Source organism: Rhodopirellula sp. SH410 (genome assembly GCF_055811895.1).
In genome coordinates, this window is the sequence record NZ_CM147949.1 from 7,027,918 (window position 1) to 7,043,615 (window position 15,698).

Annotated in this window: 10 protein-coding genes; 6 read left to right on the forward strand and 4 right to left on the reverse strand. The window is 54.2% G+C overall.

Annotation, left to right across the window (positions count from 1 at the left end; all coding sequences use genetic code 11):
• The first annotated feature begins 810 nt into the window (after positions 1–810).
• Together SH410x_RS25670 and SH410x_RS25675 are read left to right on the forward strand one after the other, a co-directional pair.
• Positions 811–1,371 carry an STAS domain-containing protein gene (locus SH410x_RS25670; protein WP_473672048.1) on the forward strand — a complete coding sequence of 187 codons (561 nt, stop codon included), beginning with the start codon at positions 811–813 and terminating at the stop codon, positions 1,369–1,371.
• A gap of 171 nt (positions 1,372–1,542) precedes the next feature.
• Positions 1,543–1,827: a hypothetical protein gene (locus tag SH410x_RS25675; RefSeq protein WP_473672050.1), complete on the forward strand. Its 285-nt coding sequence runs from the start codon at positions 1,543–1,545 to the stop codon at positions 1,825–1,827.
• Positions 1,828–1,876: 49 nt separating this feature from the next.
• On the opposite strand, the gene SH410x_RS25680 is transcribed toward SH410x_RS25675, so the two are convergent.
• The 4 genes from SH410x_RS25680 to SH410x_RS25695 are packed head-to-tail and all read right to left on the reverse strand — an operon-like array spanning position 1,877 to position 7,908.
• A complete protein-coding gene (locus SH410x_RS25680) occupies positions 1,877–2,788 on the reverse strand; it encodes a cation diffusion facilitator family transporter (RefSeq protein ID WP_473672052.1) in 912 nt (303 codons plus the stop codon).
• 1 nt (position 2,789) lies between these two features.
• The gene (locus SH410x_RS25685; protein WP_473672054.1) at positions 2,790–3,284 is read right to left on the reverse strand and encodes a hypothetical protein; all 495 of its coding nucleotides are present in this window, start codon (positions 3,282–3,284) and stop codon (positions 2,790–2,792) included.
• 29 nt (positions 3,285–3,313) lie between these two features.
• Positions 3,314–6,433, reverse strand: coding sequence for an efflux RND transporter permease subunit (locus tag SH410x_RS25690; protein WP_473672056.1), 3,120 nt, complete (start codon positions 6,431–6,433; stop codon positions 3,314–3,316).
• Positions 6,434–6,435: 2 nt separating this feature from the next.
• Positions 6,436–7,908 carry an efflux RND transporter periplasmic adaptor subunit gene (locus tag SH410x_RS25695; protein ID WP_473672058.1) on the reverse strand — a complete coding sequence of 491 codons (1,473 nt, stop codon included), beginning with the start codon at positions 7,906–7,908 and terminating at the stop codon, positions 6,436–6,438.
• An 847-nt stretch (positions 7,909–8,755) separates the two neighbouring features.
• Here SH410x_RS25695 and SH410x_RS25700 point away from each other — a divergent pair.
• From SH410x_RS25700 to SH410x_RS25715, 4 genes are all read left to right on the forward strand, one after another.
• Entirely contained in the window at positions 8,756–10,279 is a 1,524-nt protein-coding gene (locus SH410x_RS25700; RefSeq protein ID WP_473672060.1) for an efflux RND transporter periplasmic adaptor subunit, read from the forward strand.
• 7 nt (positions 10,280–10,286) lie between these two features.
• On the forward strand, positions 10,287–13,391 hold the full coding sequence (locus SH410x_RS25705; protein ID WP_473672062.1) for an efflux RND transporter permease subunit: 3,105 nt from the start codon (positions 10,287–10,289) through the stop codon (positions 13,389–13,391).
• 146 nt (positions 13,392–13,537) lie between these two features.
• Positions 13,538–14,212, forward strand: a complete 675-nt coding sequence (locus SH410x_RS25710; protein WP_473672064.1) for a response regulator transcription factor — start codon at positions 13,538–13,540, stop codon at positions 14,210–14,212.
• Positions 14,209–15,609: a sensor histidine kinase gene (locus SH410x_RS25715; RefSeq protein WP_473672066.1), complete on the forward strand. Its 1,401-nt coding sequence runs from the start codon at positions 14,209–14,211 to the stop codon at positions 15,607–15,609. Before SH410x_RS25710 ends, SH410x_RS25715 begins: the two co-directional genes overlap by 4 nt.
• Positions 15,610–15,698 lie beyond the last annotated feature (89 nt).

A 15,698-nucleotide genomic window follows, 5' to 3' on the forward strand; every position in this document is an offset into this window, starting at 1 on the left:
CTCGGTGCCGCAAACGAATCGCTCGACCAGCCATGCTGTGGCTGTTAGTGGCGATCTTTGCACTGCCAACATCGTCTGTCCGGCTTTGCCCCTGTAGCCTGCTAAGCTGCAAAAGTCAGTGTGACTGCCATGTACTGGTGACCGATCTCTCCGCTAACAATCAACCGAGCTGTTGTCGCACAAGTCACGCGTCAGCTCCGTGCAAAGCGGCTGAACCGCTTTCCGATCACGGTCTTGGTTTCAGCTTGCCTATTTGTCACTGCACAAATCACTGTCCGTGTGATTGCGAACGTGATGAACGAAAGGTTGAGAGAACGATCGGCAGTCGCCGCTTCGACCTTCGACAATCGATTGGGCGGACGCTTGAGGTCGCAACGGAATATTCTTGCGCGCAGCATCGCCAAACTCGCACCTCACGTTTCGACTGCGCACCGATCGTATACGGCACAACTGCTCAGCAGCGCTGCGCAACTCTTTCGCGTTTTCTCATCTAACGCCACCCGCTGTGAATCCTACGGGGTAGGTCATCAAAATCTAGTTTGATGCGCCTTCCGTATTGACCCCTTCCAGGTCGGTTCGCATTCATTCGCTGTGCTGTGAGTTTCGCTCACACCTCCGTCCTGGGCTGCTGCTACTGCACGCACGTTGGCGGCTGGTTGGTCACATCTAGCGACAGAATCCTCGTAGGATCGAGCCGTTTTCCTGGCTCATCTTTCGCTATGCGAGAGCAACGTCCTACGCAACTTTCGTGGAGTGAAACGCGAAAGTATTTTTCCGATCAATTATTTCATCACACAACTGGAGCAACGGATGTCTACATCTCTGGACCACCCCATTCAGCCCCATCAACAACCCAGCGAGACATCACTGGCTCGGACCCGTTGGCAGTGGACGCACGTATCACCTGCAATGTTCCTGGCCACACTCTCGCTCTGCGCCATCACGGCACTCGCATTGCATCTTTCGGCATGGACCGGAGTGGCAATCGGAGCGGTACTGTTGGTGTGTGTATCACTCTATGAACGCTCACGTCTTGATGTCCTATTGGTGCATGGTGAAGAACGCTACTGCCTCGTCGAGCTTCGTGGTGCGGCGACCATGCTGCGATCGCCACTACTGACCAGGACACTCAACCGGCTACCGATTGCCAGCGACGTCCACGTCGACATGACAGGGTTGTCACGCGTCGACCATACGTGCATCGAGTCGATGATGGCGTGGGCCGAACGACATAGGCGATCCGGTGGAAGTTTGGCGGTCGAATGGGGGCCGCTCCATGTTGACTTCAAGAGGGAGGCAATCAAAGGCGGTCGAGCACAAACTGACGCCACGCCGATAGAGCCCATTGCGGCGTGTCGCAACGCTGCCTAACAAGTCACTCGTAAACTTTTTAGTAACCACTTCCCTCACCTCTGATAAGCGACAGCGAAACAACAAAACGCGCCAAATGGTAGTGGACGAGGCGACGAGTCCCGTTATTCAGGACTCGTCGCCTCGTCCACTACTCAGGTTATTGATTCGCTGTCGCTAAGGATATCAAAAATGAGTATTTCTCAATTTCGCGGCATTTTAGCCTCTCTCGTCGCCCTAACCCTGATCGCATCGAGCGTCGGTTGTGGTTCGCTGCCATGGAAAAAACACTCAGCTCCCAAGGATATCGCATACCAAGAATACGTTGACCAGTCAGTGACGAATTCTGACTATCACGCCTCCGCTGGTACCCCTCCACCACCCGTCCGATTGTCGGGCTTGCCACCGGCCAGCCCATCGGATCGCATCACCGCAGCGGCTGATGGCGAAAGCTGCACCAGTGGCTGTTGTCATTAGGCGGTCGCGGGAATGATTGGCGGATGCCTGATGTGGGGTTGCCGCTCATTCAAGATCCCGATTCACGCGATACAGGCTCTTTGCTGGGCTCTAGATGGACGAGGACATCTCGTAAAATGGGGAATTCACTCATTAGACTCGCCTTGGCCACATGTCCGATTCGGTGGCCATCGGCCACCGTCCGCTGTGGATCGACCTCGATATGAATGTCCGCGAAGTACTCAATGCCGGATTTGCGAACCCGGAATTTCTCCACACCCAGCACACCATCGATTTGTATAGTTGTGTTACGCATCTCAGCAATCAGGTCTTCGTCAGCTTGGACATCCATTAACTCGTTGGTGCATTGACGCAAAAGAGCAATCGAGGTCCACAGAATCATGCCGACAACAATCAGTGACGCCGCTTCGTCGGCCCAAATGTAAGGTTGCCCTCCGAAATGAACAAAGGCAAGCCCGATGAGAACAGCGAGCGAACAAAGCGCGTCGCTGCGATGGTCCCAGGCATTTGCAATGATCGCGAGCGAACCCGTCCGCACGCCGATTCGAATCTTGTAGCGGTACAGGATCTCCTTCACGACAACATTGCCACCCGCGATCCATAGCGTCCAAAGGGGTGGTATCGGATGCGGCGTCGCAAATCTATGGATCGCCTCCCATCCAATCCATATTCCCGAAACAATGATCAGGACGGCTACGTTCGATCCCGCGATCGCTTCAATCCGCGTATGCCCATAGGGGTGTTCTGCGTCGGCTGGCTTCTGTGCAAGCCGAAGTGCGAACAAAACAACGCAGGAGGTCAGCACGTCCCCCAACGAATTCGCCGCATCAGAAAGCAATGCGAACGAATGGCCAAGAATGCCGCCAGTGAGCTTGACAACGGCCAATATCAAATTGACCGTCAGCCCAATCCCAGCGGCATGCGTGACTTCACGGTAAAGAGAGTCGCGACTCGGTTTCACATCAAGGTTTCAATTGATGCTCGCCATTGGCGAATTGCTGATGGCAGGCGTTGCAGTTGTCGAGCATCCTACGATAGACCTTTTGCGACTGAGGTTCATCCTTCTGCTTCGCTGCTCGATAAAGCTGTCCGCCGAACTCACGAATCTTTGTGGCATGCTCGTTCCAATCCGTTGAGTCGGATTTGGGGCTACGTATCAACAGTAGGTTGCCGCCCTCCGCCAGGATTAAAGAATCTGACTTGATGCTTTTCCAAGCTCCGCCGTCTTTCTCCGTGCCTGCCATCGATGCTTTGAGCCGCTTGTAGGTCGGCTGGAAAACGTATTCCATGAATTCATGCATGTCGTCTTCGACCGGCTGTACGCCGGCTGCCGATTCCGCATCGGGCGCCTGGGCACGAGCAGTCAGGTTAGATGATTGTGGCAGCAGCAGCAGTGCCGCCACAGCAATCAGAATCAGCAAGATTGTGATCGTCTTTGCAAAGCGTTTTTTCTTCATCAGTAAAGTTCCTTGGGTAGCGAATGTAGTTAGCCTTCAAATTGTGCTTTGTCGACCACCTCCGGTTCAACGTGTCGCGGTTCAAACCAGCGATAGATAGTTGGCAGCACCAGTAGCGTCAGTGCGGTCGACGTGATCAATCCGCCGATCACAACGGTGGCCAGCGGGCGTTGTACCTCCGCACCGGAACTGGCTGAGACCGCCATCGGAATGAAGCCAAGGGCACCGCAGCAGGCTGTCATCAGCACGGGACGCAACCGGTCGATGGCCCCGTTGATCACAGCATCGCGTTGCGAATCGCCTCCGTGACGTAGATGCCGGACATGCTCGATCAGCACGACGCCGTTCATCACTGCGATGCCAAATAATGCAATGAATCCAACACCTGCCGAGATCGAAAACGGTAAGTCACGTGCCCATAAAGCGAAGATGCCACCGGTCGCGGCAATCGGCACGTTGAGGTAAATCAGCAGGGCTAACTTGACGGAGTTGAATGTCATGTACAGCAACGCAAAGATCAGGATGAGTGCCACTGGAACGGCAATGGATAATCGCTGCGTTGCTTGTTGCAAATTTTCAAATTGGCCGCCCCAACGAAGTGTGTAACCGGTTGGCAACTCGACTTCGTCATCGACGACACGTTGAGCTTCGGCGACAAAGCCGGCCAGATCTCGCCCGCGCACGTTGCACTGGACCAACAAGCGGCGGCGAACCGCTTCGCGACTGATCTCAACGGGTCCGTCCTCCGTAATGATGTCTGCGACTTGTGAGATCGGGATGGGCCGTCCCTGCGAATCATCAATTTTGAGGTTCAGTAATTGCGAGGTGTTTTCACGCGACTCGGGACGCAGCCTAACCTGTAGTGGAAATCGTCTCTGCCCTTCAAACACTTGTCCGATCGGCATCCCGCCAACCGTGCTGACGGCATTGAGTACATCGCGAGTGTTGATCCCGTAACGTGCCAGGTCACCGCGACGCACCTTGACGCGAAAGTAGGATAGTCCGGCAATCTGCTGCGCCATGACATCGGCAGATCCTGGCACCTGGTTCAAGGCACGGACTAGCTCATCGCCCTTGACCTTGAGCACGTCTAGATCGTCGCCGTAGAGGCTCAGTCCGATATCCGAACGTACGCCAGCAACCAGTTCCTGGACTCGCAATTGGATCGGCTGAGTGAAACTATAGGAGTTCCCGGGAACCTCGCTGATCAACGCAGCCTTCATCTGTTCGATTAAATCGGGTTTGGATTCTCCGTCAGCATATTCAGCGTGCGGATCAAGTCGTATGAACATATCGGTTTGATAAACTCCCATCGGATCATTGGCTATTTCAGGGCGACCGGTCTTGGAAACTACCGTTTCCACTTGCGGAAATTTCAGCAGTGTCCGTTCCATGGCCTTAGTCATCTCGGTCGAAGTCTCCAATGAGACACTCGGCAAGCGTACGGCCTGAATCGCGATGTCGCCCTCGTCGAGGGTGGGTACGAACTCGACTCCGAAACCGCTGGCAAGCAAGACGCTGCCGACGAACAAGATCGCCGAACCCGCAAACATGGCCGCCGGTCGCCTCATCGAGAACATCAACATCGGACGATAGGTTCGCTTGAGTGAACGCACCACGAAGGTCTCATTCTGTTTCACCCGGCGGGCGAGGAACAACGAGGCCAATACGGGCATGACGGTCACGGACAAAATTAACGCTGCAGTGAGCGCAGACATGAAAGTAAACGCCATCGGACGAAACATCTTGCCTTCCATTCCCTGCAAGCTGAGAATCGGCAGGAAAACAATGATCACGATCAGGCCGGCGAACAAGATCGGCTTGCCGACCTCCTTGGCCGATTCACGAAAGACACTTTCAGGAACCTTTTCACCACCGTGGGCTTTCTGATACTGCATTGCGCGTCGCACGCAGTTTTCGACCATCACGACAGCACCATCTACAATCACACCAAAATCGATTGCCCCCAGACTCATCAAGTTAGCCGATACGCCTGCGTAACGCATGGCAATGAGCGCGCACATCGCCGATAGCGGGATCGCTGCGGCGACGATCAAGCCCGCCCGCACGTCGCCCAGCAATACAAACAAAGTCACGATTACCAACAGCACGCCCAAGCCGATGTTTTCGCCAACCGTATGGATGGTTTTGGCAACCAACTCGGTACGGTCGTAAAACGTGTCGATGCTCACGCCTGCGGGCAATGATTTCTGAATCTCGGCAATCTTGGCTTTCACATCACCGACGACTTGCCGCGAATTGCCGCCCATGATCATCATCACCATGCCCACGACCGCCTCGCGATCCCCGTCCCGGGTCACGGCACCTTGTCGTAACATCGGGGCAAACGCAACGTTGGCCACGTCAGCGATCCGAATCGGTTTTCCGTCGCGGTTGTCGACGACGATGTTGCGTATGTCATCGAGCGAACTTACCAAGCCTTCGCCGCGAATCAATCGCTGCTCAGCATTGTGGGCGATGTAGCCGCCGCCGGCGTTCCCGTTATTTTGCTCAAGTGCGTCCGTGATTTGCGTCAAGGAGATGTCATAGTTCTGCATCTTGTTGGGATCGATCTGGACCTCATAGGTTTTCAACTCACCGCCGAACGTGTTGACTTCGATGACGCCGGGAACACTTCGCAATTGAAATGCGATTTGCCAATCGAGAATGGTTCGCAGATCCGTGAGCGAATGATCAGAACCTGGATCGGCGCGGACCTCGAATTGATAGATCTCACTCATCCCGGTTGCGATCGGCCCCAATTCAGGCGTACCCATGCCGGGAGGAATCTCTTCGCGTGCTTTCAATAATCTCTCATTGATAAGATTGCGAGCCCAGTAGATGTCCGTGCCATCCTCGAACGCGACCGTCACGGCCGACAATCCGAAACGACTGATCGAGCGGATTTCATCCACCTTCGGAATCCCACTCATCGCATTTTCGATAGGAAACGTGATGAACTGTTCCACCTCGACGGGGCCGAGCGAGGGCGAATTGGTCAGTATCTGCACCTGCACGTTCGTTAAATCAGGCACCGCATCGAGCGGAATCGTCGATGCAGCAAACACACCCATGCCCAAAATCGCCAACGACAGCAGCACGACGATGAAGCGATTGTTCAGAGAGAAGTCGATCAGATGGGTAACCATGATTATTCCTCACCCATCAAATCGGCGAGCAATTGCGATTTAAGTACAAAGCCGCCTTGGACGACGATCGCGTCACCTTCGGCCAAGCCGTCTTCGACGACAACAGAAGTCTCATTGGCCATCCCGAGTGTGACATCACGTCGGTGAAACTCGTTCGCTTCTTTCAGAACGAATACAAACGTTTGGCCCTCGTGTTCTTGCACTGCCGACGAGGGAATTGCGATTGATTTGATTGATTGCGTCATTGGCAGTTCAATGTTGATGAACATACCCGGCTTCAGTTGACGACCGGCATTGTCAGCAATGGCCCTCAGTGAGATCGTTCGCGTAGCTTCGTCCATAACATCGCCGGTGTAAAACACTTTCGCGGTGAATTTCCCATCTGGTAACGCATCATTGCGAAGCTTAATCGTTTGATTCTTGAACGAATCGAGCAGCGGCAAATGCTCTTCATAGACGTTGGCAGTAACCCAAACCGTCGACAGATCGGCAATGCTGAACAAAATAACGTTGGGGCGAATCTGTTCGCGCAACACGACGTCTTTAGTTAACACGGTACCGTCGAAGGGGGCCCGGATGGCATAATGCGATATCGTTTCACCTTGTTTGACCGGATCGATATGCTCAATTTCATCTGCAGGGACGTTCAGAATCCGTAGGCTCGTTGCGGAAACAAGTGCTTTGGCTTCAGCCATTTTCACCGCTTGGGATGACATGATGGTGGTGGTGTGGAGTTCGTGCTGAATTTGCTCGATGCGAGACTGGAACGTGGCTTGATCGGCATTGCGATTTGCTCGCGCCGTCAACAAAAGCTTTCCTGAAACGGCACCTGTCTGAGAAATGCCTTCCAGCCGCAGGACATCCGCTTCCGATTTGAGAAAGGCTGCGTATGCGGCGACAACCCGTTCGCGGTAGTCGTCCATCGGTCGATCACGAAACTGACGCTCAATTTCTTCGATCCCGGTCTCCTTGCGAAGTGCATCCAGCAATTCATGGGCGTTGCTAGCAACTTTGGTTTGCATCTGGTGCTGGATATTCGCTAGTTCCACTTGCAAGCGATCTTGAAAAAGTTGCAGTTTTGCAACACCAACCTCGCGGCTGTGGATGACCGCCAGCAGATCATCGCCTTGTACGTGTTGCCCCAAGTTCACAGGAATATCACTGACAGTCCCTTCGACCATGGAATAGATGTGCGCAATGCGATCCTCATTGAGTGAAATCTTGCCCGTCAATCGCAGGGTATCCTGAAAAGCCCCGCGTTCGACCGACTTGATCTTGATCCCGGCGGCTCGCCATTGCTCTTTGGGAAGCTTTACGACAGCGTCACTCGCAGTGGTAGAGTCAGCCGATTCGTTCGAGGGAGATTGAGCGTTCGCAGACGAAAACGCGGCGAGCATACCGAGAACGATTAGCGAGAAGATCTGCATATTTCGCTTGTATCGACGTACTTTCATCGCGGGGAATGATTTGTTCATTTGGCGTTATTCCGATTGGCGGATTGACTGTATGGATTTTGGTTGTCGTCACTATCGTCGACAGACGGTGAATACCACGCGTTAGCGAGCGCAGATAGTCGCTGATCGCTCCGCCGATCAGATGCCGTTCGGGCACCGCTGAATCTGACGCAAGAGACTAGCTGATCACAAGAACGTTGGATCGGCGGAGCGATCCACGACTATCCCGCCGATTAGCAGCGGGTGACGCCCAAGAGTTCGGGCAGAGATTGACGGCTGTGCAGCAGCGCGACGCTTTGGAACGAGCACCGGCGATGCAACGGAATCGAGGGCCTGGCGAGTCGTACCTTGGTCGCAATACAGTCCAATGGCGAAATACGGGGCAAAACGAAAGTGTCGAGGGGACGCCCCATCACGATCTGGTCAGTCCGTAGTTGTGCGTCATCAACGTTCAGTTGACCGCAATGGTCCGTCGGGTAGACCCAGTGCCAATGCCAATCGTTTGGCCAGTTTTCAGAGTTTGAAAAACCGCCATGGTAGCACGCAAGATGGCGAGCCATTTGCTGACCCGACACTCGCGATGAGTAATCGCAGTGGCGATGTCCCAACGGGATCGGCGCAGGCCACATCATCAACGCGAGAAGGATAATCTCGGTCAACATGGGAACAGACGAGCGAACGAACTTCGGAAACATGCGTGCCACGCAAAGAATGGTGAAAGCAATCTTATGGCTTGGCCTTTCAGTGTAGTTTCGCGGCAGCGACTGTCAACACAACAAAACCCAACCCATTTTCCCGGTAAGATGACAGAACTGTCATGTTGCCGTCATCGTGTCGGTCGGGGACGGAACTAAAGTATGACCGCTGAATGCACAACATTCGATCGCTACTCGGAAACTACTCGGCTTTGAAAACCTCCAAAACACGATGGAAATCTATTATCTGCTTGGCGATGGCGATCGCCGTTGTGGGCGGCTTTGGCGTGTTTCGGCTATTTCGAGTGGTTAGCAAAGCCAAGGATGCGACCACGGACACAATCATCCTCGGCGACGAGCAAGTCGGTGCCAGCGATCGATTCACGTTTCCCAAAACGAAGTGGGACGTTGCTGGCATCGAAGTCCAGGCTGCTGAGAAGCTGACCATCTCGCAGGTCGTTCGCGTCACGGGAACTTTAGCTCTCAACGAAGATCGGATCGCCCAGATATCTCCACAGGTCGAGGGCGTCGTTCACGACGTTCCTATTCAATTCGGCCAACAAATTCGAGTCGGCGAGCCGCTATTGATCATCGACAGCCAGCAGATTGGTGCGGCCAAACTGGAGTTGATCCGAAACCGCTTGGATCGGAAATTGGCGGAAGTCGATCATCGATGGAAGGAGTCGGTCGCTGGCGGCGCGTTTTCATTAATCAAGTCGCTGCAAGACAACATTCCGCTCGACCAGATCGAAGCGAAGTTTGCCGACCGGGATCTGGGTGACTATCGATCGCAACTGATCACAGCCTACGCCCAGCTTTTCAAATCGCGAGCCGACTATCAGCGATTGAGAGGCTTGTCCGATCAGGGTGCCACGGCGGGCAAGGATTCGCTGGCGGCGAAGGCGGCATTTGAGGCTGATCGAGCAACGATGCAGGCGCTGCTCGAACAAATAAAATTCACAGCTAATCAGAATGAGATCGCAGCCAAACAAGCACTCGAAAAGGCTCGCACGGCAGAGTCGATCAGCGAAACGAACCTGCGGATACTTGGCGTATCAGATACCGCGTCAATCGGCGACACGCCGCCGGAGTCAGACGAGCAGTTTGCTCACTACACACTCACCGCACCGCTAACCGGAACGATCATCGCAAAAGACGTTTCATTCCGAGAGCATGTCGACCCAACGTCCCAACTGCTGACGATCGCAGACCTGTCAACGCTCTGGCTGCGCGCAAATATCTTTGAGAAGCAGGTGTCGTTGGTAGAAAGCTTGGTCGACAAAACCGTTAGCTTTCTCACCGCCTCGTACCCCAACAGAACCTTTCGAGGGAAGGTGTTCTTCACAGGTTCAGTGATCGATCCACAAACGCGGACGCTGCCGATGACGGCGCTGGTTGAAAACAGTGACGGGCTGCTCAAAGCGGGCATGTTCGTCGACATCGAGTTACCGGGCGAAGCTATCCAAGACGTGTTGGCCGTCGGCACTGATGCGCTGTTGGATTCTCCATCAGGACCGACATTGTTCGTGCAAGTCGCCGAAGAGACGTTTGAAATGCGTCAAGTTTTGACGGGGGCGTCCGGCGGCGGGCTGACGGAAATCAAAGCTGGCTTGAAATCTGGTGAATCCGTGGTGGTCAAAGGGGCGTTCTTTTTGAAGTCCGAAATGCTGGCCGATCAATTCGCGGACGAAGACTGAGGTCACCATGATTCAGAGTGTTATCGATGCCTGTCTTGCCAATCGCTTTGTGGTCATTCTGCTGACCTTGGTGCTCATAGTGGCCGGGACGGTGTCGCTCATCAACCTGCCGATTGATGCGGTCCCTGACTTGACCAATGTGCAGGTTCAAGTACTGACCCAATCCGGTGGCTTGGGGCCGGTCGAAGTGGAGCAGTTCATCACGTTTCCCGTCGAAACGTCGCTCAGTGGTCTGCCCCAAATCGAAGAGATACGTTCGCTCTCGTTACCCGGTATTTCAGCCGTCACGGTAGTGTTCGAGGAAGGCACGGACATCTATTGGGCGAGAAACCTGATCAACGAACGATTGCAAGAAGCCCGTAGCATGATCCCCGCTTCGATCAGCGATCCGCAGATGGGACCGATTGCAACGGGACTCGGCGAAATTTACCACTTCGAGGTTCGAAATGCACCGGGTTACGACCATGACCTGATGGAACTGCGAACGATCCTGGAATGGGAGATCGCGTATCAACTTCGGAGCGTCCCCGGCGTGATCGAAGTCAATACGCAGGGCGGCGAACTGAAGTCATATGAGGTGCAGTTCGATCCCACCAAGTTGCTCAACTATAATATTTCGTTGACGCAGTTATTCGACGCGTTAATGCAAAACAACGGCAACGAAGGCGGCGGCTACATCGTCCATGCGGACGAACAACAACTTGTTCGTGGCGAAGCTCTGATCACTAGCCTGGATCAAATCGCATCCATCGTCGTCGACAGTCGCAGTGAAGGCACTCCGATCACCGTCGGCGACCTGGGCGACGTTCGCTTTGCCCCCATGATCCGCTACGGAGCGGCCACGCGCGATGGACGCGGTGAAGTCGTCACTGGGACTGCAATGTTGCTGATTGGCGAAAACTCTCGCGTCGTCGCCAAGCGGGTTCGCGACCGATTAGCTGAGATTCAGAAGACGTTGCCCGAAGGCGTCGTAGTCGACACGTTCTACGATCGTACCGCGCTGGTGGATCGAACGATCGCGACGGTGCGTGAAAACATCTCAAGTGGTGCGATCTTGGTGATTGCGATGCTGTTCCTACTATTGGGGAACTTTCGCGCCGGGCTGATCGTCGCCGCGTCGATACCGCTGTCCGCGTTGTTCATGTTTACAGCTATGTATCTGGCGGGCGTACCAGCGAACCTGATGAGTCTCGGAGCGTTGGATTTCGGCATCATCGTCGACGGCTCAGTGGTCATGGTGGAGCAGATCGTTCGCCGTCTTTCCCTTGCGGGGAAATCGCAAAGTGGCAAGGCCCGAATGTCTGTGATTCGCGGCGCCGCAGGCGAAGTCGGGCGACCAATACTCTTCGCCGGTATCGTCGTCATCATCGTGTTTCTGCCGATCCTCAGTCTGCAAGGCATCGAAGGCAAGATGTTTCGTCCGATGGCGTTCAGTTTTATGTCGGCTCTCGCCGGGGCGTTGGTGTTGTCGGTGACGGTCATACCAGTGATGGCATCGTTGTTCCTGGCTCGAAATATCACGGACAAAGAAACTTGGCTGGTACGCGTTTGCAAACGAGGCTACGGCCCGATCCTGCGAGCGTCGATCGCCCATCCGGTAGCTGTGACTGGTATCGCCATTGGTGTCTTTGCCAGCAGTGTGATCATCGCAACTGGATTCGGGGCCGAGTTCATTCCGAAGCTCGATGAAGGAGATCTGGCGATGGAAGGCGTGCGTTTGCAAAGTGTTTCGCTGGACACGTCGATTCGGCTGAGCACCGATATCGAAAAATTGCTGCTGACCGAGTTTCCTGACGAAATCAAATCAGTCGTGACCAAAATCGGGCGTCCAGAAATCGCGACGGATCCAATGGGTGTCAACCGTAGCGACATCTTCGTAATGCTGAAGCCTAAGAGTGCATGGACGCGTTTCAGCGACAAAGAAAGTTTGGTCACGGCGATGGAAACCTTACTCGCCGAACGCATCCCTGGACAATCGTTCGGTTTTAGCCAACCGATCGAATTACGAGTTCAAGAATTGATTGCTGGTGTCCGAGCCGACCTCGGCATCAGCGTCTATGGACCTGACTTGAAGGAACTCTCAAGGCTGGGCGATCAAATCGCGACCGTCGTGGAGCGGGTCGATGGAGCTGCGGATGTCCGCGCCGAACAACTCGGCGGCATGTCATACCTGCGAGTCAAAGTGCGTCGCGACTCGGTGGCCCGTTACGGCATCAATGCCCGCGATGTTCTCAACGCAGTTGCGGTTGTCGGCGGCTACAAGGTCGGTGAAGTGTACGAGGGGCAACAACGGTTCGCGTTGCAAGTTCGCATCGGATCGCAATGGCGACAGAGCGCCGAGACCCTCAAGAGCATGAAAATTTCCGACCCACGGGGCCGACAGATTCCGCTCGAACAGGTCGCCGACATCGTTGTCGAAGAAGGTCCGGCGATGATCAGCCGCGACTCGATCCAGCGTCGCACACTGGTGCAAGCGAACGTCCGCGGACGTGACTTGGCCAGTTTCGTCGCCGATGCCCAATCAGCCGTCGAATCTTCCGTGACGCTGCCAACGGGCTACCGCATTGTGTGGGGCGGTCAGTTCAAGAATTTACAGGAAGCAAATCGTCGGTTGATGATTGCGGTTCCGGTGGCATTGTTTCTGATCTTTTCGTTGCTCTACATGGCGTTCAAATCCGTTCGACTGAGCTTGTTGATCTACCTCAATGTTCCGATGGCGGCTACCGGCGGAATTCTGTTGCTATGGTTTCGTGACATGCCGTTTTCGATCTCGGCGGGGGTGGGTTTCATTGCTTTGTTTGGCATTGCCGTGATGAACGGCGTCGTATTGATTGAACACATTCGAGAACTACGAAAGCAACCAAAATCGTCGAACACGGCAATTTTCGACGGAGCGATGGACCGTTTACGCCCCGTCTTGATGACGGCAACCACCGACGCGCTCGGGTTTCTTCCGATGGCAATATCGACCAGTGCCGGTGCCGAAGTCCAACGACCGCTGGCAACCGTCGTGATCGGTGGGGTGCTGACGTCGAGTCTGCTGACTCTGCTCGTACTACCAGCACTCTACCGTTGGTTTGAGGGGAAAAACGAATCTCAACCCGTAAAGTGAATTCGAGTTTATATTGGTGCTGCAGGGCTTATGTTCCCTGCTTCGCCAACCGATAATCGGTTCGGACATACGAGGCGATGATGCCATCGCAACTCTTGCCCGCTCCAATCCGAGCCACTCGATGGCGAGAGCTCACTGAATTTGCAATGCACCAAATCCTTGTCATCGAAGATCAACCGAATTTACTCAGAAGTGTTGCGCGCTCACTCGTGGAATCGGGATTCGATGCTCTCCAAGCCAATTCGTTGCGATCTGCTGAGCATTTGTTGACGCCGGATGTGGATCTTATTGTCCTGGACTTGATGTTGCCTGATGGAAATGGATTGGATTGGTTGCTGAAGTTGCGGGCGATCAGCCGGCATCCACCGGTGCTGGTGGTCACGGCACGCGACGCGATCAAGGACCGCGTGGCGGGATTGGATGCGGGGGCCGATGATTACCTCGTCAAACCATTCGCGATGGATGAATTATTGGCTCGCATCCGGATGCTGTTGCGCCGCGAGCACGCTGATTTCAGTCGACTGGTAACGTATGGTGACTTGCAGGTCGATCTAGTTTCGCGGACCGCCAGTCGAGGCGGTCAACTGCTGGATCTTCAGAATCGGCAAATTGAGTTGCTGGTATTTTTGATGCGAAACCCCAATCAAGTCGTGACACGAGAAAAGATCGCCAGTTCGGTGTGGAAGGAAGACACCGCGACCTGGACGAACGTCATCTCGGTCCATATCAATCAATTGCGAAAGAAACTGGAGGCGAACGGTCGGCCCACGATCCTGCATACTATCCGTGGACAAGGCTATTTATTAGGCGAGATTCCATGAACAAACTGTCGATACGTTGGCGACTCACGTTGTGGTACGGACTGGCTTTGGTCGTTGCGTTGGCGGGATTCTGTCTGTTGATTCTTGTGATTGCGCGGCATCATGCGTTGGCGAACGTCGATGCGTCGCTCGAGGAGGAGCTAACCGAGCGTGTGCTGGAGGTGCAGTTGGCTCGCTCGTTTCCAGAACTCGACTCCCAACTTCGCACTCGATTCTTCCAACAAAATCTATATGAGTTCCGGGTGATTGACGGCACCGGAAAAGTAGTTTTCAGTAGTGTCAATTTGACAGAGTATGCAGGGGCCTTGCCAGGTCTCGATTCACCCCCAATCGCGTCACCGAATTTTGAGACGATCACCGTTGGCCGAAACGGTGACTATCGCGTTGCGACGGAGTTGGCGAAAAGTGAACTCGGTCAGTTCATCGTCCAGACGATGGTTTCGATGAAACCGTTTTACTCTGAAATTCACACGCTCCAATCCATCATGCTAGTTTTACTGCCGCTCGCGGTCGCATTCGCGTCAGTTGCTGGATATTGGATGGCGGGGCGAGTTTTGACTCCGATCCAACAGATCATTAACGCCGCAGATGCTATTACAATTGATCGTTTAAACCGACGCATCGAGATCGTCAATCCAAACGATGAGATTGGACGGATTGCGACGACTTTGAATTCGTTAGTTGCACGACTTGAAAACGCCGTCACGGAGATCCAGAGGTTTACCGCCGATGCGTCCCACGAATTACGCACACCCTTGGCTGCCCTCCGCGCCGAAGCTGAAACGGCATTGAGCGTTCAACGCTCACCTGAGGAATACGAACAATCTCTCAATGTTATTGTCGATGAAGCGACAAGGCTGGGACGCCTCACCGATCAATTGCTGCATCTCAGCCGTCTCGACGCAGGAACGATGGACGTTTTACCTGAAGCAGTTCGGTTAGACGCGCTGCTGTTGGATGTGACAGAGCAGTTGCGCCCCGTAGCTGAGCTACGAGGTGTGACAGTTCAAATGGGCAAAGTACAAGCTTGTGAGATCCAGGGTGACGATATTCGGCTAAGGCAATCCCTTTTTAATGTTCTCGAAAATGCTCTGAAATACACGCCAGCAAAGGGACGGGTTGAAATAACTTGTCGACTTTCCGCGCGTTCGGTTCTCATCGAGATCGAAGATACGGGCATTGGTATTGCAGCGGAAGAACTGCCCCATGTGTTTGACCGTTTTTACCGAGGTGATCCGTCACGTGACTGCACGATAGGTGGAACTGGCTTGGGGCTTGCGATTGCTCGCGCCGCCGTTCACGCTCATCAGGGGACGATAAAAATAAGCAGCCAACTGGCAGCGGGCTCGACCGTGTCAATTCAGTTTCCGAACGCCCGTCCGGTCGTAGACGAGTGAGACGGATCGCTAAATCGTTTCTCTTAAGCAACCCGCCGTATCATCGGCCATTCCATTCGGATGGGGTGATTTGCAAAGCTCAGGCGGAG